18 protein-coding genes are annotated in these 18,396 nt (G+C 66.3%); 9 read left to right on the top strand and 9 right to left on the bottom strand.

Going from position 1 to position 18,396, the window contains the following annotated elements; all coding sequences use genetic code 11:
* Positions 1 to 4 precede the first annotated feature (4 nt).
* Positions 5 to 1,228, bottom strand: a complete 1,224-nt coding sequence (locus tag O6P39_RS24755) for a CaiB/BaiF CoA-transferase family protein (RefSeq protein ID WP_275609015.1) — start codon at positions 1,226 to 1,228, stop codon at positions 5 to 7.
* A 139-nt stretch (positions 1,229 to 1,367) separates the two neighbouring features.
* Positions 1,368 to 2,549 (bottom strand): acyl-CoA dehydrogenase, encoded by a 1,182-nt coding sequence (locus O6P39_RS24750; protein WP_043255976.1) that lies wholly within the window; start codon positions 2,547 to 2,549, stop codon positions 1,368 to 1,370.
* Between the two features lie 226 nt (positions 2,550 to 2,775).
* Between O6P39_RS24750 and O6P39_RS24745 the strand changes: the two genes are divergently transcribed.
* From O6P39_RS24745 to O6P39_RS24725, 5 genes are all read left to right on the top strand, one after another.
* Entirely contained in the window at positions 2,776 to 3,684 is a 909-nt protein-coding gene (locus tag O6P39_RS24745; protein WP_275609014.1) for a LysR family transcriptional regulator, read from the top strand.
* Positions 3,685 to 3,789: 105 nt separating this feature from the next.
* The gene (locus O6P39_RS24740; protein WP_015479269.1) at positions 3,790 to 4,197 is read left to right on the top strand and encodes an acyl-CoA thioesterase; all 408 of its coding nucleotides are present in this window, start codon (positions 3,790 to 3,792) and stop codon (positions 4,195 to 4,197) included.
* Between the two features lie 194 nt (positions 4,198 to 4,391).
* A complete protein-coding gene (locus tag O6P39_RS24735) occupies positions 4,392 to 5,399 on the top strand; it encodes an ABC transporter substrate-binding protein (RefSeq protein WP_275609013.1) in 1,008 nt (335 codons plus the stop codon).
* Between the two features lie 66 nt (positions 5,400 to 5,465).
* Entirely contained in the window at positions 5,466 to 6,272 is an 807-nt protein-coding gene (locus O6P39_RS24730) for an ABC transporter permease (protein WP_275609012.1), read from the top strand.
* Positions 6,272 to 7,048 (top strand): ABC transporter ATP-binding protein, encoded by a 777-nt coding sequence (locus O6P39_RS24725; protein ID WP_275609011.1) that lies wholly within the window; start codon positions 6,272 to 6,274, stop codon positions 7,046 to 7,048. The genes O6P39_RS24730 and O6P39_RS24725 overlap by 1 nt, the downstream gene beginning before the upstream one ends.
* 13 nt (positions 7,049 to 7,061) lie before the next feature.
* Here O6P39_RS24725 and O6P39_RS24720 read toward each other — a convergent pair whose 3' ends face one another.
* Positions 7,062 to 8,045: a YgcG family protein gene (locus O6P39_RS24720; RefSeq protein ID WP_275609010.1), complete on the bottom strand. Its 984-nt coding sequence runs from the start codon at positions 8,043 to 8,045 to the stop codon at positions 7,062 to 7,064.
* Entirely contained in the window at positions 8,042 to 8,656 is a 615-nt protein-coding gene (locus O6P39_RS24715) for a LemA family protein (RefSeq protein ID WP_275609009.1), read from the bottom strand. Before O6P39_RS24715 ends, O6P39_RS24720 begins: the two co-directional genes overlap by 4 nt.
* Before the next feature lie 144 nt (positions 8,657 to 8,800).
* Here O6P39_RS24715 and O6P39_RS24710 point away from each other — a divergent pair, with 144 nt between their 5' ends.
* A complete protein-coding gene (locus O6P39_RS24710; protein WP_275609008.1) occupies positions 8,801 to 9,631 on the top strand; it encodes an EamA family transporter in 831 nt (276 codons plus the stop codon).
* A 141-nt stretch (positions 9,632 to 9,772) separates the two neighbouring features.
* Positions 9,773 to 10,240, top strand: a complete 468-nt coding sequence (locus O6P39_RS24705) for a cytochrome c (protein WP_275609007.1) — start codon at positions 9,773 to 9,775, stop codon at positions 10,238 to 10,240.
* 303 nt (positions 10,241 to 10,543) lie between these two features.
* Here the strand turns inward: O6P39_RS24705 and O6P39_RS24700 are convergent, their stop codons facing one another.
* Positions 10,544 to 10,930, bottom strand: coding sequence for a DUF1090 domain-containing protein (locus O6P39_RS24700; protein ID WP_275609006.1), 387 nt, complete (start codon positions 10,928 to 10,930; stop codon positions 10,544 to 10,546).
* 137 nt (positions 10,931 to 11,067) lie between these two features.
* Here O6P39_RS24700 and O6P39_RS24695 point away from each other — a divergent pair, with 137 nt between their 5' ends.
* Positions 11,068 to 12,036 (top strand): alpha/beta fold hydrolase, encoded by a 969-nt coding sequence (locus O6P39_RS24695; RefSeq protein WP_275609005.1) that lies wholly within the window; start codon positions 11,068 to 11,070, stop codon positions 12,034 to 12,036.
* Positions 12,037 to 12,039: 3 nt separating this feature from the next.
* Here O6P39_RS24695 and O6P39_RS24690 read toward each other — a convergent pair whose 3' ends face one another.
* Positions 12,040 to 12,783, bottom strand: a complete 744-nt coding sequence (locus O6P39_RS24690) for a metallophosphoesterase (protein WP_275609004.1) — start codon at positions 12,781 to 12,783, stop codon at positions 12,040 to 12,042.
* A gap of 175 nt (positions 12,784 to 12,958) precedes the next feature.
* Between O6P39_RS24690 and O6P39_RS24685 the strand changes: the two genes are divergently transcribed.
* Complete coding sequence (locus tag O6P39_RS24685) at positions 12,959 to 14,263, top strand: ferric reductase-like transmembrane domain-containing protein (protein ID WP_275609003.1); 1,305 nt, start codon at positions 12,959 to 12,961, stop codon at positions 14,261 to 14,263.
* Between the two features lie 5 nt (positions 14,264 to 14,268).
* Here the strand turns inward: O6P39_RS24685 and ligB are convergent, their stop codons facing one another.
* The 3 genes from ligB to O6P39_RS24670 all read right to left on the bottom strand — a co-directional run bounded on the left by ligB (position 14,269) and on the right by O6P39_RS24670 (position 18,293).
* The gene (gene ligB / locus O6P39_RS24680) at positions 14,269 to 15,936 is read right to left on the bottom strand and encodes an NAD-dependent DNA ligase LigB (protein WP_275609002.1); all 1,668 of its coding nucleotides are present in this window, start codon (positions 15,934 to 15,936) and stop codon (positions 14,269 to 14,271) included.
* 147 nt (positions 15,937 to 16,083) lie between these two features.
* Positions 16,084 to 17,274, bottom strand: a complete 1,191-nt coding sequence (metK, locus tag O6P39_RS24675; protein WP_275609001.1) for a methionine adenosyltransferase — start codon at positions 17,272 to 17,274, stop codon at positions 16,084 to 16,086.
* A gap of 17 nt (positions 17,275 to 17,291) precedes the next feature.
* Complete coding sequence (locus tag O6P39_RS24670; RefSeq protein ID WP_275609000.1) at positions 17,292 to 18,293, bottom strand: metalloregulator ArsR/SmtB family transcription factor; 1,002 nt, start codon at positions 18,291 to 18,293, stop codon at positions 17,292 to 17,294.
* Between the last annotated feature and the right edge of the window lie 103 nt (positions 18,294 to 18,396).

Below are 18,396 nucleotides of genomic sequence, written 5' to 3'. Positions count from 1 at the left end.
GCAATCAGATGACGCCGCTTTCGCGCAGCTTGCCGATGGCCGCTTCGTCCAGGCCGAGCACGCCTTCGAGAATCTCCTGGGTGTGCTGGCCGAGGGTCGGCGGAGCGTTGCGGTACTCGACGGGCGTCTCGGACAGGCGGATCGGGCTGGCCACCTGCGGCACGCTGCCGGCCAGGGGGTGCGGCAGGTCCACGCGCAGGCCGCGGGCGATCACCTGCGGATCGGCGAAGACCTGCGACAGGTCGTTGATCGGGCCGCACGGCACGCTGGCCTGCTCCAGTACGGCGATCCACTCGGCGGTGGTGCGCATCACGGTGGACTGGCGGATCAGCGGGATCAGCACGTCGCGGTGCGCTACGCGGGCCTTGTTGGTGGCGAAGCGCTCGTCGGTGGCCCATTCCGGGTGGCCCGCCAGTTCGGCGAACTTGCGGAACTGCCCGTCGTTGCCGACGGTGAGGATGAAGTCGCCGTCGGCGGTGGGGAAGTCCTGGTACGGCACGATGTTCGGGTGCGCGTTGCCCAGGCGCCGCGGCGGATTGCCGGTGGTCAGGTAGTTCAGGGTCTGGTTGGCCAGGCAGGCGACCTGTACGTCCAGCAGCGCCATGTCGATGTGCTGGCCGATACCGCTGACGTCGCGGTGGGCGAGAGCGGCGAGGATCGCGGTGGACGAGTACAGGCCGGTGAGGATGTCGGTCAGCGCCACGCCGACCTTCACCGGACCGGCGCCTTCCTCGGCGTCGGAGCGGCCGGTAATGCTCATCAGGCCGCCCAGGCCCTGGATCATGAAGTCGTAGCCGGCGCGCTTGGCGTAGGGGCCGAACTGGCCGAAGCCGGTGATCGAGCAGTAGATCAGCTTCGGGTTGATCGCCTTGAGCGACTCGTAGTCCAGGCCGTAAGCCTTCAGCCCTCCGACCTTGAAGTTCTCCAGCAGGATATCGGCCTTGGTCGCCAGCTCGCGCACCAGGCGCTGGCCCTCGGGCTGGGTGAAGTCGATGGTCAGGGATTTCTTGTTGCGGTTGGCCGACAGGTAATACGCCGCTTCGCTGGTGTCGCGGCCCTCGGCGTCCTTGAGGAACGGCGGGCCCCAGGCGCGGGTGTCGTCGCCGCTGCCGGGACGCTCGATCTTGATCACTTCCGCACCGAGGTCGGCGAGGATCTGCCCGGCCCAGGGGCCGGCGAGAACGCGGGAGAGGTCGAGGACACGGATGTGCGAAAGGGCGCCGGACATGGAATCACCTGCAACGTGAAGTGGGGCGGGGAGGGCGCAGTGCGGGGACTCCACGTCCCTTCCCGGGGCCTCTCGGACGAGAGGTGGAACGTGCGCCGGCCTGCTTTTGCGAAGAGCTGGGCGGGCCGGCGCGAGGCGCTTAGAAGAACGCCTGGATGCCGGTCTGGGCGCGGCCGAGGATCAGCGCATGGACATCGTGGGTACCTTCGTAGGTGTTCACCACTTCCAGGTTGACCAGGTGGCGGGCTACGCCGAACTCGTCGGAGATGCCGTTGCCGCCGAGCATGTCGCGGGCCATGCGGGCGATGTCCAGGGCCTTGCCGCAGCTGTTGCGCTTCATGATCGAAGTGATTTCCACCGCGGCGGTGCCTTCATCCTTCATGCGGCCCAGGCGCAGGCAGCCTTGCAGGGCGAGGGTGATCTCGGTCTGCATGTCGGCCAGCTTCTTCTGGATCAGCTGGTTGGCGGCCAGCGGGCGGCCGAACTGCTTGCGGTCCAGGGTGTACTGGCGGGCGGTGTGCCAGCAGGCTTCGGCAGCGCCCAGGGCGCCCCAGGAGATGCCGTAGCGGGCGGAGTTCAGGCAGGTGAACGGGCCGCGCAGGCCGCGCACTTCGGGGAAGGCGTTTTCTTCGGGGACGAACACGTTGTTCATCACGATCTCACCGGTGATCGAGGCGCGCAGGCCGACCTTGCCGTGGATCGCCGGGGCGGACAGGCCTTCCCAGCCTTTTTCCAGGACGAAGCCACGGATCTGGCCTTCGTCATCCTTGGCCCAGACCACGAAGACGTCGGCGATCGGGCTGTTGGTGATCCACATCTTGGCGCCGGTCAGGCGGTAGCCGCCGTCGACTTTCTTGGCGCGGGTGATCATCGAGCCCGGGTCGGAACCGTGGTCAGGCTCGGTCAGGCCGAAGCAGCCGATGTATTCGCCGCTGGCCAGTTTCGGCAGGTATTTCTGCTTGGTGGCTTCGTTGCCGAATTCGTTGATCGGCACCATCACCAGGGAGGACTGCACGCTCATCATGGAGCGGTAGCCGGAGTCGATGCGCTCGACTTCACGGGCGATCAGGCCGTAGCACACGTAGTTCAGGCCGCTGCCGCCGTACTGTTCGGGGATCGTCGCGCCGAGCAGGCCGGTTTCGCCCATCTCGCGGAAGATCGCCGGGTCGGTCTGCTCGTGGCGGAAGGCTTCCAGTACGCGCGGGGCCAGCTTGTCCTGGGCGAACTGGTAGGCGCTGTCGCGCACCATGCGCTCTTCTTCGGTGAGTTGCTGATCCAGCAGCAGCGGATCTTCCCAGTTGAAGCTTGCTTTGGTGGCCATGGAGAAACCTCGGAACAGACAGTGAAGGACCCGACAAGTCTAGGCGGGTACGGTGTGGGCCATCCTAGTCAGCCGTCGGGAAGCCGGGCAACTGACTAATTCGCACGCTGTTGTGCTATTTTTTCACTCCGTCATTGCATTGCTGATGCGTGCTTATGCCTTGCCGCCTCTATTTAAGGCGTTTTGCGTGGCCCGCTCGCATCACGAGATTCCGAAGAGGCATTCGATGCGACGCAAGATCCCGACCACCGCTGCGCTGGTCGCCTTCGAATCCGCCGCCCGCCACGAAAGTTTCACCAAGGCCGCCGAGGAGCTGTCGCTGACCCAGAGCGCCATCTGTCGGCAGATCGCCGCGCTGGAAGAGTTCCTCGGCGTCGAGCTGTTCCGCCGTTCGCGGCGCGGGGTGAAGCTGACCGAGGCCGGGCTCAACTACAGCCGCCGCGTCGCTGCGCGCCTGGACGCGGTGGAGCGCGACACCCTGGCGGTGATGGGCCAACAGGGCGGTGGTGCGCTGGAGCTGGCGGTGGTACCGACCTTCGCCACCCAGTGGCTGCTGCCACGGCTCAAGGACTTCAAGCGCCTGCATCCGGACGTCACGGTCAACATGACCAACCGCACCCGGCCGTTCCTGTTCGCCGACACCGAGTTCGATGCGGCGCTGTATTTCGGCGACGGCGTGTGGTCCGGTACGGTGGCCAACTTCCTCATGCACGAGAACCCGGTACCGGTCTGCAGCCCCGAACTGCTGGGTGGGCGAACCGAGCTGTCCGCCGCACAGATCGCCGAGCTGCCGCTGATGCAGCAGACCACCCGGCCCTACGCCTGGCGTCAGTGGTTCGGTTCGCTGGGCATGAGCGTCGCCCACGACATGAGCGGCACCCGCTACGAGCTGTTCTCCATGCTGGCCCAGGCGGCCATGCACGGCATGGGCGTGGCGCTGATCCCGCCGATGCTGATCCAGCGCGAGCTGGCCGACGGGCGGCTTATCGTGCCGATGCAACATGCCTATTTGAGCGAAAATGCCTATTACCTGATGATTCCCGAACGCAAGGTGGAATCGGCGACCCTGGGCGCTTTCCGCGACTGGTTGGTGGACGAAGCTGCCCGCTACCGCGCCGAAGCCGGGCTCGGCTGAGCCAAGGCAAGGTGCCGGGTTTCGGCCGGGTCCAGACTTGCATAGCCGGCGGGGCTTTGCCCGTCATCGCGCTCACGAGGCGCAACCTCCCAAGAAGGAGCTTCCATGAATTTCCACACCCGCAAATGGGTCAAGCCTGAAGACCTCAACCCGAACGGCACCCTGTTCGGCGGCAGCCTTCTGAAATGGATCGACGAAGAAGCGGCGATCTACGCCATCGTCCAGCTGGGCAACCAGCGCGTGGTCACCAAGTTCATCTCCGAGATCAACTTCGTCAGTTCCGCGCGCCAGGGCGACATCATCGAGCTGGGCATCACCGCCACCGAGTTCGGCCGCACCTCGATCACCCTGACCTGCGAAGTGCGCAACAAGATCACCCGCAAGAGCATCCTCACGGTCGACAAGATGGTCTTCGTGAACATCGGTCCGGACGGCCAGCCGGCGCCCCACGGTCGCACCGAGATCAAGTACATCAAGGACCAGTTCAAGGACGACGCCATTCCCCAGCCCTGACGGCTGATGCGCAACGGTGATTGCCTGCGTGCCCGGAGCCAAGCCGGACTACGGCGAAACCTTTGCATTTGCATTGATTGAGTGTGAGCCTGTGCCCGCCCACGGCGGGCATGGGCCGACGCAAGCTCCCCGCCGATCCAGCAGTACTTCATTCGCCAGGAATGCAGCTGCAAAACAATGACCGGGGAGAGACCATGCACACCACCTTCGCATCCGCGCTGCGCCAACTGGCCGTGGCCACCTGTGCCAGCCTGCTGCTGGCCGGCGCCGCGCACGCCGCAGCGATCAAGGCCGACACCAAGCCCGAGGCCGGCACCTTCAAGATGGGCATGCAGCCCTGGCTGGGCTACGGCCAGTGGTATGTCGCCGAGCAGGCTGGCGCCTTCAAGGCCAATGGCCTGGAGCAGGTCGAACTGGTCAACTTCACCGAAGACAAGGACATGAACGCCGCCCTGGCCAGCGGCCAGATCGACGGCGGCAACCTTGCCACCCACACCGCCATGGCCATGGTCGCCGCCGGCCTGCCAGTGAAGATCGTCCTGCTGCTGGACCAGAGCACCAGCGCCGATGCGCTGATCGTCGATCCGTCGATCAAGACCCTGACCGACCTCAAGGGCAAGCAGGTCGCCTACGAGGAAGGCACCACCAGCGATATCCTCCTGCACAGCGCCCTGCGCAAGGCCGGCCTGACCATCGCCGACGTGCAGCCGGTGCCGATGCCCGCCGCCAACGCCGGCAGCGCGCTGATCGCCGGCCAGGTACCGGCCGCGGTGACCTACGAGCCTTACCTGTCCGCCGCCAAGCAGCAGAACCCCAAGGTCAACCTGCTGTACAAGGGCTCGGATGATCCGGGCATCATCAGCGACGTGTTCGTGGTCCGCGACGAGGTGCTCAAGGAGCGTCCCGGCCAGGTGCTGGCGCTGATCAGGAGCTGGGAAGCGGGCCTGAAGCACTACCAGGAGAAAACCGCCGAAGGCCGCGCCGCCATCGCCAAGGGTGTGGGCGCCGAGGAGTCCGAGCTGAGCACTGCCTTCGACGGCGTGCACTTCTACTCGGTGAAGGAGAACCAAGCCGAGCTGAAGGGCTCGTTCCAGAAGGGTTCCTTGGAGCACATCCAGAAAGCTGCCAGTGAGGCCGGCATCCTGCAGCAGCCGGTCACCCCGGCGCAGGCCATCGACACACGCTTCATCGAGGCACTCTGACGCTCTGATACATCGTGCGCCGGCCCCTGAGCCGGCGCGCGTCTTTCTCCGTTCGACGAGCCCGACATGAAAGCCCGTAAATCCAACCCGCTGTTCACCATCGGCAAGCCGATCGCGCAGCGTCATTTCCTGCTCATCGGCGGCGCCGTATTCGTGCTGCTGGCGCTGCTCTGGTGGCTGGCCGGCGCCAGCGGCGCGGTGCCGAAGATATTCCTGCCGGCGCCCGGCGATGTCTGGGCACGCATGCTCAAGCTGGCCGCCGACGGCACCCTCTGGGCAGACCTGAAGGTCAGCGTGTACCGCATCGCCGTGGCCTTCCTGGTGTCTTCGGCGATGTCCATCGTGATCGGCGTGTTCGCCGGCTGCTACGGCTTCTGGAAGGCCGCCACCGAGCCGCTGGTGGACTTCGTGCGCTACATGCCGGTGGTCGCCTTCGTCCCGCTGACCATCCTCTGGGCCGGCACCAGCGACTTCCAGAAATTCCTCATCATCTGGATCGGCACCTTCTTCCAGCAGGTGCTGATGGTGATGGACGCGATCAAGCGCGTGCCGGCGGACTTCGTTGGCCTGGGTCGTACCCTCGGCATGCCGGATCGCCGCATTCTCCTGAAGATCGTCCTGCCCAGTGCGCTGCCAGGCATCTGGGATGCCCTGCGGATCAGTCTCGGCTGGGCCTGGACCTGGCTGGTGCTGGCGGAGCTCGTGGCCGCGACTTCGGGCCTGGGCTACCGCATCACCGTGTCCCAGCGCTTCTTCCAGACCGACACCATCATCGGCTACATCCTCCTGCTCGGCTTCCTCGGCCTGGTCACCGACCAGGCCATGCGCGCCGGCGAGAAGGTCCTGTTCCGCTACAACCGGAGGCGCAGCTGATGGCGACTTTGGAAATCTCCGGCCTGAACAAGAGCTTCGCGGTCGGCCAGTCACGCCGTGAGGTGCTGCGCAACATCGACCTGACCCTGGCAGACAACGAGTTCGTGTCCATCGTCGGCACCTCGGGCTGCGGCAAGAGCACGCTGTTGTCCATCGCCGCTGGCCTCGAGGAATTCGACAGCGGCAGCGTGAAGGTCGACGGCGTGCCGATCACCGGGCCGGGGCTGGACCGCGGCGTAGTGTTCCAGTCCTACACCCTGCTGCCCTGGCTCACCGCCCGGCAGAACGTCGAGTTCGCCCTCAAGGCGGCCGGCCTGTCCCGCGCGCAATGCCGCGAGATCGCCGATGAGCACCTTGAACTGGTGAAGCTGACGAAGTTTGCCGACGCCTATCCGAACGAGCTGTCCGGCGGCATGAAGCAGCGCGTGGCGATTGCCCGCGCGCTGTCCTACCGGCCGAAGATCCTGCTGATGGACGAGCCTTTCGGTGCGCTGGACGCCATGACCCGTCACCAGATGCAGGAACTGCTGACGCGGATCTGGGAAACCCATCGCCTTACGGTGATGTTCGTCACCCACGATGTGGAAGAGGCGGTTTACCTGTCCGACCGCATCGTGGTGATGGGCCTGGGGCCGGGACGGATCAAGGCCACCTTCGATGTGAAGCTCGGCCGCCCGCGCCACGAGGACATGGCCGCCAGCGCCGAGTTCATCGACTTGCAGCGCCAGGTGCTGCGCTCGATCCGCGAGGAAGAACAGGGCGTCGCCGCCCTGTAATTCTCAGCGGTCGTTACCAGCGGCCGGAGGCACCGCCGCCGCCGCTGGAACCACCGCCGCCCCGAAACCCGCCGCCCCCTCCGCCGCCACCGCGACCACCTCGGCCGATGGAGCTGAGGATGCTCATCAGCAGCTGCAGCACGCCCATGGTCAGCCACATCGGCGGCAGGAAGAAGATGTACAGCACCAGCGGGATCGAGAAGGCGCCGATCATCTGCTGTTGCAGCGCCGCAGGGTTCGCCTCGCTGAGCAGCAGCACGCCGGAGGCCGCCGCACCCACTACGGCGCTGCACAGCAGGTAACGGCCCATGCTGCGCTGGCGCATCCACGACACCGGCAGCAGCATGCCCAGCAGCGGTACGCCGATCAGCAGGCCGAACATCGCCGCCAGGCGCGTGGGCGGGATTTCCTCGCTGGCCGCGGCATTGCGGTTGGAGTAGGTATCGCTGTAGTTCTCGGCAGGGCCGGTGCGCGGCAGCTCGTCATCGGTGCTGTCCGGTGCGGCAGCGTTGGCCGGAGGTTCGATCAGGGCGACCAGGCTGTTCACGCCGGCCTGGACGCCTCCTGCGAAGTCGCCTTTCTGGAAGAAGGGGACGATCTGTTCGCGAATGATCCGTCCGGCCTGCACGTCAGTGATGGTGCCTTCCAGCCCGTAGCCAACTTCGATGCGCAGCGTGCGGTCGTTCTTGGCGATCACCAGCAGCACACCATCATCCACACCTTTGCGGCCCAGCTTCCACTGCTCGAAAGCGCGTACCGCGTAATCCTCGATGCTGTCCTCGCCGGTGGAGGGAATCAGCAGCACGGCGATCTGCGCGCCGTTGCGTTGCTCCAGGCCAGCGAGCTGGCTTTCGAGCTGAGTGCGCTGGCCCGCGTCGAGGGTCTGGGTGAGGTCGGTGACGCGCGCGCTGAGCGGCGGGATGGCGACTGGCGCGGCCTGCAACAGGGCCGCCCAGCACAGCAGCAGGGCGGCCAGCAGCCCGCGCGCCAGGATCATTGTGCGGGCTGCGCCGGGGCGTTGCCGAAGTCGACTTTAGGCGCGGTAGAGATGGCGGCTTCGTTCTCCACGCTGAAGTTGGCCTTGGGCTGGTAGCCGAGCACTTTCGCGGTGATGACCTCCGGGAACTGGCGGATCAGCACGTTGTACGCCTGCACGGCTTTCACATAGCGGCCGCGGGCGACGGTGATGCGGTTCTCGGTGCCTTCGAGCTGGGTCAGCAGGTCCTTGAACAGGCCGTCGGCCTTGAGTTGCGGGTAGTTCTCGGAGACCACCAGCAGGCGTGAGAGCGCCGAGCTGAGCTCGCCCTGGGCCTGCTGGAAGCGCCTGACCGCCGCTTCGTCGCCCAACTGATCGGCATTGAGCGTGGTGCTGCCGACCTTGGCGCGGGCCTCGGTCACCTGGGTCAGCACGCTGGCTTCGTGGGCGGCGTAGCCCTTCACGGTGCTGACCAGGTTGGGCACCAGGTCGGCGCGGCGCTGGTACTGGTTGAGGACTTCCGACCAGGCGGCCTTCACCTGTTCGTCGCCGGCCTGCATGGCGTTGTAGCCGCAGCCGGAGAGCAGGGTGACGAGGATGTAGCAGGTCAGGAACTTGATCAGACGTGGCATGGCAAGGGCTCGTGCAGGCGGAAATGCCCAGTCTAGGCCAGTTCCGGCCGAGTACGCAGCGGGAAATGTCCGAAAGCGCGGGCGCTTGCCGGCGGTAGGGGCGCTCAGGGTAGAATCGATCTGGTATATACCAGGAGTCATTCCGTGCTCGCCACTACCCTGGTGCTGCTGGCCGCCCTGCTGCACGCCACCTGGAACACCCTCGTCAAATTCAGCAATGACCGCCTGCTGGTGGTCGCCTGCATGGACATGGTCGGCCTGGGCGCCGCGCTGGCCCTGCTGCCCTGGATCGCGATTCCGCCCGCCGAGGTCTGGCCCTGGCTGCTGGCCGCCGTGTCGTTGCAGCTGGTCTACCGGGTGTTGCTGATCCAGGCCTACAAGGTCGGCGACCTGGGGCTGGTCTATCCGCTGATGCGCGGCCTCTCGCCGCTGGTGGTGCTGGCGCTGACCCTGTATTTCGGCGGCGAGCACCTGACCGGCAAGCAGATCCTCGGCATCCTGCTGATCCCGCTGGGCATGCTGTTCCTGCTCAAGGGCGGCGGCGGTTCGAAGCTGCCCTGGATCGCCTATCCCACCGTGTTGCTGATGGGGCTGTGCATCGGCAGCTACACCTGGATCGACGGCAACGCGCTGAAACTCTGGCCACGTCCGCTGGACTACCTGGTCTGGCTGTCGCTGCTCTCCGGCCTGCCGTTCCCGGTGATGGCCATGGTCGGCCGCACCCGCGCTTTCGCCAAATTCTGGATCAACGACTGGAAGCTCGGTATCAGCGTCGGTCTCTGTGTCCTGCTCAGCTACGGGCTGGTGCTCTGGGCCATGCAACTGGGCTCCATCGCCGAGGCCGCGGCCCTGCGCGAGACCAGCGTGCTGCTGGTGGTACTGTTCGGCATGCGCTTCCTCAAGGAGCCCTTCGGCTTGCCGCGCCTGGCGGCGTGCAGTCTGGTGCTGGCGGGGATGCTGGTGATGAAGCTCTGATGGGTGGCTGAACGGCGGCTGAACGAAATCCAGGCGGCTGCGGCGGATAGCCGCAGCCGCTTCCCGATGCTCTGGATCATTCGGAAATCGGGGCGGATAATCCGGCGCTTCCGTGTTTCGCCGTCCTACAAGAGTTCTCCCATGAAGCTGAAGACCCTGCTCGTTCTGCTGCTCGCCGGCACGGCGCTTGCCGGTTGCCATCGCCTGGATCCCAACTCGCCGGAGGCCAAGCGCCAGGTGGTGTTCAAGGAGATGCTCAAGACCAGTGAGGACATGGGCGGCATGCTGCGCGGTCGCATCCCCTTCGATGCGGACAAGTTCCGCGCAGGCTCGACCAAGCTGGGCGAGCTGGCGGACAAGCCCTGGCAATACTTCCCCAGCACCCAGCCGCCGGCTGATCAGGTGGAAAACGAGGATACCCGCGCCAAGGCGGAAATCTGGCAGCGCCAGTTGGAGTTCCAGGCCGACGCCAAGACCTTCCAGCAGGCCGTCCGAGCCCTGGGCGAGAACACCCGCAATGCCGCGCCGACGCCCGAGGGCGTGCGCAAGGACTTCGCCGCGGTGGAAGACGCCTGCGAAGCCTGCCACAAGAAATTCCGCGCGCTCTGAGTCGATAGCGGGCGCGCCTGATTCGCGCTCGGTGCCGTGCCGTGCCGTGCCGTGCGGTTCGCGAGCAAGCTCGCTCCTACGAAAAGCACGGCGCGCCCCTGTAGGAGCGAGCTTGCTCGCGAACCCGGACCAGGGTCGGATTACCCTGCGGAGCGCTGACTGGGTCCTGCGAATATCCGGAACGTAGGGCGTGTAACGTTCAACGTTATACGCCGTTTGGCCTTGGTCCCGGAACGCTCCGAACTCAGCTCCGGAGCTGACGACGGGGCGGGGTGCAACGGCCTACAACCGCGCCCGTACGCATCACTCCTCCAGTTCGCGCTTGGCCTGCTCCAGCTCGGCGCGGGCCTCGGCCAGCTTGTTCTTGCGCTTCTCGATCTTCTGCGCATCGCCTTTGTCCATCGCCTTGCGCAGGTCCTTCTCGCGCCGGCTGACCTCCTGCTCCGCATCCAGCACCCGTTGCTTGCGCTCCTGCGTCAGGCCGGCGTCGGTGCAGTAGGTTTTCACCTTCTCCAGCGCCGTCTGCAGACCGGCGACCCGGTTGTCGTTGCCGTGGGCCTTGGCCTCTTCGAGCTGGCGTTCGATGGCGTCCTGCTTGGCGGCGCAGCCGGTCAGGGCTTCGGCAGCCAGCAGCGGCGTAGTGCAGCCGAGGGTGAGGAGGGCGGCCATCAGGACAGAGCTTCGGAACATTTTCGGATTCCTGGGTTACCAAAGACTAAGACGTTCGAATGTGACGGCTAGAGTTTGTCATGGAGTGGCGCCGCGCGTGTTGTCCTGGACCAAGGCCGACGTTCACGAAGCCCGTGGAGCGGGCGAGGAGAGACGCCATGCGTATCGCAATTCGCGTCGTGCAGGGACTCATCCTGTTGCTCGTGATGTTGCTGCTGGTGGGAGTCTGGTGGTACCTGCCGGGGGAACTGCGGCAACGACCTACGCTGAGTGGGACCAGCGAGGACTCCTCGATCCGCCTCGCTGAGCGGCGGCGCAGCTACGTGCTCTATGCGCCGCGGCAGCTCGCCGAGCGGCCGGCCTTGCTGGTGGTGCTGCACGGCTCCATGAGCAATGGCGAGCGAATGCGTCGTGACAGTGGCTATCGCTTCGATGCCCTGGCAGACCGCGAGGGCTTCCTGGTGCTCTATCCCGATGGCGTCGAGGGGCACTGGAATGACTGCCGCAAGGCCGCCACCTACAGCGCGCGTCGCCTGAATATCGATGACGTCGGTTTCCTTTCAACGATGATCGAGCGCCTGCAGCGCCAGCGTGGGGTCGATCCCGCGCGCGTCTTCATCGCCGGTTATTCCAATGGCGGGCAGATGGCGCTGCGCATGGCGGCCGAAGCCGCCGACAAGGTCGATGGCGTGGCCGCCATCGCTGCCAGTTTGCCGAGCGCGGACAACGATGCCTGTCAGCCCGCCCAGCAGCCCAAGGCAACCTTGCTGATGAATGGCACGCGCGACCCGATCAATCCCTACACAGGCGGCGTGGTGACGCTGTTCGGCTTCGGCAACCGGGGGCGAGTGCTGTCCGCGGAGGAATCCGCGCTGGCGCTGGCACGACGTAACGGCCAGAGCGGCCAGCCAACCCAGGACCGGTTGACCTCGGTCGGGCCGATCTGGACGGAGCGGCAACGCTGGAACGTGACTGGCGCGGCACCGGTGGAGCTGGTGACGGTGCACGGCGGCGGGCACTTGCTGTCACAACCGGTGTATCGCCCGCCGCGCCTGCTGGGGCTGGCGGACCCGGATCTGGACGGCCCGGCGGAGATCTGGCGGTTCTTCAGCGAACTGCCGCGCTGAGGCTCAGAGGTCGATCACCCAGCAGGGGTCGAAGCCGCTGTCCTCGCCCGGATAGGCGCCGGGGTTGGCCACCACCCGAGCCTTGCCGATGCGGTAGTCCTGGCGCTCGTGGACATGCCCGTGCACCCACAAATCGCAGCGCTCCACCAGCGATTCGAGGTTCGAGGCGAAGGCCGGCGACAGGCTGTCGCCGACATAGGGCTCGGGAATCGAACGGCCGCAGGGGGCGTGGTGGGTGACCACCACGGTGCGTCCGGCGAAGGGCTGCGCTAATTCGGCCGTCAGCCATTCGCAGGAGGCTTCGCAAAGGTCCCGGCTCATTTCCGGCGTGAACGGCTGGGTGAAATAGTCCACGCAACGGAAGTCCGGCATCAGTTGCAGCGCCTGTTCGATGGCAAGCTCCGCGCCGCGTTCGCCATAGAGCTGGAAGTCGGTCCACAGGGTTGCGCCGAGCACGCGCACATCGCCCAGCACGACGGCATCGTTCTCCAGGAAGTGGATTTCCAGCGCGCGGGCCAGGTTGCGCATGGCCTGGGTCAGCTCCGGCAGGTCGGAGTGGTAGAACTCGTGGTTGCCGGCGACATAGACGATCTCGGTATCGGGAAACGCCTCGCGCGCCCAGTGCAGCCCCTGCAGGTGCTCGTGGATGTCGCCGGCGAGGATCACCACATCGGCAGCCGCATCCGGCAGCACGCGGCCACCTGGGAAGTGTTCGTGGTGAAGGTCGGAGAGGATACGCAGGCGCATGGTCGGTCACGGAGCATCCGGGGGTGTTCATTCTGCGCGCGGCTTGCCTGGATTGCCCAGCCCTTGACTTGAGTCATGGCATGGCCAGTCATGGGATAGATCCCGCACGAAATTAAGGGATGATTCAGAGGAATCCTTCAGTTTTCGCTTGGAAAAGCAGTCTGGGAGGACCTCCATGAAACTCATCTGGATCATCCTGGCCGCCGTCGCGGCGGTCTTCGGCCTGGCTTTGCTGATCGACCCTCCGGCCACCCTGGACGTCTGGGTCGTCCGCAAGCAGGCCATCCTGTTCACCGGCGTCGCAGCCTTCGCCCTGATGTCGCTGATCATGTTGCTGGCGGTGCGCCCCGCCTGGCTGGAGCGGCCGCTGGATGGCTTGGACCGCATGTACCAGGCGCACAAGTGGGCGGGCATCCTCGCCATCGTGCTCGGTCTGCTGCACTACCTGCTGGAGCTGGGCGGGCCGCTGCTCGCGGAGTTCTTCACCAAGCCGGCCAAGGGGCCGCGGGTGGAGGCCTTCCTCGACGTCTTCCGTGGCTCGGCCAAGGACCTGGGCGAATGGTCGGCCTGGCTGCTGGCGGCCATGCTGGTGATCACGCTCTGGCAGCGCTTCCCCTACCACCTGTGGCGCTACGTGCACAAAACCCTTGCGGTCGTTTACCTGGTGCTGGCCTTCCACGCCGTGGTGCTGGCGCCGGCGGGTTACTGGGCGCAGCCGATCGGCTGGCTGGTGGCGGTCTGTGCGGCCGTGGGCAGCCTTTGCGCGCTCTGGTCGCTGAGCGGGCGGATTGGCCGCAAGCGCACCCATGAGGGTGTCGTGGTGGCGGTCGAGCGGCCCGGCGAGCGCATGCTTGAGGTCACCTGCAAGCTGCAGGGGCGCTGGCGGCATCGTGCCGGACAATTTGCCTTCCTGACTTGCGATCGCCTGGAAGGACAGCATCCCTTCACCCTGTCGTCCGCCGACCTCGGCAACGGCGAGGTGCGCTTCAGCATCAAGGCGCTGGGCGACTATACGCAGCGCTTGCAGGACAGCCTGAGGGTCGGCGACCCGGTGAAAGTGGAAGGGCCCTACGGCCGCTTCGACTTCCGCCGCGACAAGGGGGAGCGCCAGGTGTGGATTGCAGGCGGGATCGGCATCACGCCGTTCCTCGCCTGGCTGGAGTCCTTGCAGGGCAAGCCCGAGGACTGCCCGGAGGTGACGTTGCTGTACTGCGTGCGTGCCCCCTCGGACGCGATCTACGCGGGGCGCCTGCGTGACCTGTGCGGTGGGCTGCCGCGCATCGACCTGCGCATCCACTACAGCGAGAGCGAAGGTCGCCTGCAGGCGAGTGATCTCGAACTGCAGCCCGGCCCCCAGGGGCGCTGGCCGAGCGTCTGGTTCTGCGGCCCGCAGGGGCTGGCCGAACTGCTGCAGCGTGATTTGCGCCGCCAGGGCATGCCGCGCAACCGCTTCCATCAGGAAGCGTTCCGGATGCGTTGAGGCCGTCAGAAACCGGCGATGCCGACGTCATGCAGTCGTTGCCGCAGCTGCATGACGTCCGGCGCGTTGAAGAAGCTTTCCAGCTGGACGGCGCGCACCTTGCCGATGCCCGGTTGCGCCTGCCATTGCTCCGCACTGCGGGCGGCCAGGGCGGTCCAGCCCTCTCCCGGCGGCAAGGCGTCGACAGAGGGCGCACCGAGCGCACGCAACCAGGTGCTGAATGAGCGCTGGCGGGCCAGTTGGAACTGCTGGTGCAGCTTCGCCGCGCTGCGCTCGCCCAGGCCAGACACCTGCGACAGCTGATCGGGCGTCAACTCCAGCCAGTCGAGCATGCCTGGTAGCAGTTCGGCTTCGTGCAGGCGCCGCCAGGTACCCGGCCCCACGCCGGAAAGCGCGAGTCCCTGCTTGCCGCCCAGCCACTCCAGCCGAGCGAGAAATTGCTCTTCGCAGCCCGCCATTGGCTGCCAGCAGGTCAGGGCGCCGTACTGTCCGTCCGCTGGCGCTGCAACGTCACTGCGCGTGGGCGAGCGCCAGACCACGCCGTCCAGGCGCGGAATGGTCAGGCCGGCGAGGGCGATGGCAACCTGGTCGCCGGGTCGGATGTCGAGGCTGCGCCAGCGCTTCAGGGAACCGGCGCTGACGCGCTGGAGGGTGCGCCCGTCCAGCTCCACCGGTGCCAGGTGCAGCACGGGCGTCACCCGCCCGCTGCGCCCGACCTTGAATTCGACCCGGCGGACTTCGGCCAGCGCCTGTTGATGGGGGTACTTCCAGGCGACTGCCCAGCCTGGTGTCTGTGCGCTCCAGTTTCTGCCCGGCGGGCGCCGGCCCTGGCGAATGACGATGCCATCGCTGGCGAAGGGCAGTGGCTGGCGGTACCAGCGCTCGCGCCAGGCTTCGACTTCGCTGAATCCGGCGACCGGCTTCGTCAGTTCGGCGCTGTCGGAAAAGCCCAGCTGCCGTAGACGTTGCAGGCGCTCCGGCATATCCAGCGGGCCCTCCGGTAGCTCCCAGACGAACAGGCCGATCCGCTCGCCTTCGCTGCCGAACGACGTACGCGCCATCAGTCCGGCGGCTTTCCCGCGTGCGCCCAGTCCACCCTGACGTTCCTGCACGTGCTGCGATAGACGCCAGTAGAGTTCCCCTTGCAACACCAGCCGGCCGCGCTCGTCGGGCAACTGCTGGGGAATCGCGGGAATCTGTCGTGCGTTGGCCGTCCAGTCCTGCCCCGCGATGCCATTGCCACGGCTGATCGCCTGGTGCAGCCGCCCATCTTGATAGACCAGGGTGACCGCGACGCCGTCGACCTTGGGCTGCACCCATAGGTCGCTGCGGTTCGTCAGCCACCCGCGCACGGCGGCGGCATCCGGGAGCTTGTCGAGGCCGGTGTGGGCGATCGGGTGACGGGCTTCACCGGCGCTGCTGGCCAGGGGCGCATCGGCGGCCGTTGGGATCTCCGGAAAGCAGGACTGCCATTCCCGCAGCCGTTCGCGTGCCTGGTCATACAGCTCATCGGCGACGGGGGAGTTTCCCTGTCGGTGATAGGCGTCGTCCCACTGTGCCAGTTGGGTCTGCAGGGCCTGTACTTCACTGGCGGCCTGTTCGGGCGTCCATTGCGGGCAGCCGAGAGCGGTCAGTGGCAGGTAAATCGATAGGGCGAGGATCAGGCGGGGCATGGCGAGCGTCCGTGCTGCGGGGAGAGCGTCAGCCTAGAGGCCGCCCGCAGGGGACGATGCCGAGGAGCGCGTGGATTATTCGGCGCGCTGTGTCGGATGCCAGAAACGAAAAGCCCCGCCGAGGCGGGGCTTTTCCGAAGACGGACCTTACAGGCCGGCAGCGTCACGCAGGGCGGCAGCCTTGTCGGTGCGCTCCCAGGTGAAGGCGGTGAAGGTGTCGTCGCCGTAGGTCATTTCGAACGGGTTGCGGCCGAAGTGGCCATAGGCCGCGGTCGGCTGGTACATCGGGTGCAGCAGGTCGAGCATCTTGGTGATCGCGTACGGACGCAGGTCGAAGTGCTCGCGAACCAGCTGGACGATCTTCTCGTCGCTGATCTTGCCGGTGCCGAAGGTGTTGATCGAGATGGAGGTCGGCTGGGCCACGCCGATGGCGTAGGACACCTGGATCTCGCAACGCTCGGCCAGGCCTGCGGCAACGATGTTCTTGGCCACGTAGCGGCCGGCGTAGGCAGCGGAACGGTCCACCTTGGACGGGTCCTTGCCGGAGAAAGCGCCGCCGCCGTGACGGGCCATGCCGCCGTAGGAGTCGACGATGATCTTGCGGCCGGTCAGGCCGCAGTCGCCCACCGGGCCGCCGATCACGAAGTTGCCGGTCGGGTTGATGTGGAACTGGGTGTCCTTGTGCAGCAGTTCGGCCGGCAGGACGTGCTTGATGATCAGCTCCATCACGCCTTCGCGCAGGTCCTTGTAGCTGACTTCCGGGTTGTGCTGGGTGGACAGCACGATGGCGTCGATGCCGACCACCTTGCCGTTCTCGTAGCGGCAGGTGACCTGGGACTTGGCGTCCGGACGCAGCCACGGCAGCAGGCCGGACTTGCGGGCTTCGGCCTGGCGCTCCACCAGACGGTGGGAGAAGCAGATCGGCGCGGGCATCAGCACGTCGGTTTCGTTGCTGGCGTAGCCGAACATCAGGCCCTGGTCGCCGGCGCCCTGGTCTTCAGGCTTGGCGCGGTCCACGCCCTGGTTGATGTCCACCGACTGCTTGCCGATGATGTTCAGCACGCCGCAGGTGGCGCCGTCGAAGCCGACGTCGGAGCTGTTGTAGCCGATGTCGATGATGACCTTGCGCACCAGCTCTTCCAGGTCGACCCAGGCGGAGGTGGTGACTTCGCCGGCGATGATCGCGACACCGGTCTTCACCAGGGTTTCGCAGGCCACGCGGGCGTATTTGTCCTTGGCGATGATGGCGTCGAGCACCGCATCGGAAATCTGGTCCGCGATCTTGTCGGGATGGCCTTCGGAGACGGACTCAGAGGTGAAAACAGAGTATTCGCTCATCTAACGGTTCCTATCATTTACCGGTGGGTGAGGACGCTTCGCGAATCCGGTTTGGCGAAGTGCCGCACCTGGATCTGAAAGCCATTACGTAAACCGATGTACACACTTTCGCCGGGCGCGAGCCCCGCGGAATCGGCCCAACGGGCCAGGTCTTCCTGTTCGAACCCAAGCCACAGATCACCGCAGGCCTCGCGGGCCCAACTCTGGTCGTGGCTGCAGAGCTCCGTCACCAGCAGGCTGCCACCGGGCTTCACCAGGTGCGCCAGCTGCTTCAGGGCCTCCGCCGGTGCGGCGAAGTGATGCAGCACCATGTTCAGTACCACGCAGTCCGCCGCGTCATCGGCGTCCTGCAGGGCGTCGGCCAGCCGTAGCCGGACGTTGTTCAAACCTTCGCTGGCGCAGCGTTGCCGCGCCATGTCGAGCATCGCCTCGCTGTTGTCCAGCGCGGTGACCTCGTCGAAGCGCCGGGCCAGCTCGGGGAGGAATCCACCGTCGCCGGGGCCGACTTCCAGCGCCGTGGCGCCGGGGGCGAAGCTCAGTGCATCGAGCAGCGCCAGCACGCTTTCGCGGTATTGCGGCAGTCCTGCGATCAGGTCCTGCGTGGCCTGGAACTTCTCCGCGCTACGGGCGAAGTAGGTGCGGCTCACAGCGGCACGCTGGGCATGCACACCGAGGATGCGCGCACTGACGTCCTCCGGCAGCACCAGGCTGTCGACCTCGTCGAGCAGCGCGCCGTGCAGCGTGCCGCCAAGGCTGTCGGCCTGGGGCAGGGCGCGGCGATAGAAGATCGCGTTGCCTTCGCGCCGCGTGGCGACCAGCCCGGCCTGGGCCAGCACCTTCAGGTGGTGGCTCATGCCCGACTGGCGGACGCCGAAGATATGTGCAAGCTCCAGCACGCCGAACGAGTCGTTGGCCAAGGCGCGCAGCACGTTCAGCCGCAGCGGATCGCCACCAGCCTTGCACAGGGCAGCCAACTGGTCGCAGTCGTCGTGGCGGATTTCGGGCAGGCGCAGGCTCATAGGTCGCGCAGTCTAGTCGCGGGCTACAGGGTGGGCAATAGCTGTATCAAAAAGTTTTGATATTGGCGGATGAGCGGTTTTTGATCAGTTGGCCGCCCCGGCC

Source organism: Pseudomonas sp. PSE14 (assembly GCF_029203285.1).
GTDB lineage: Bacteria > Pseudomonadota > Gammaproteobacteria > Pseudomonadales > Pseudomonadaceae > Pseudomonas.
This window is presented reverse-complemented; position numbering and strand designations above follow the sequence as displayed.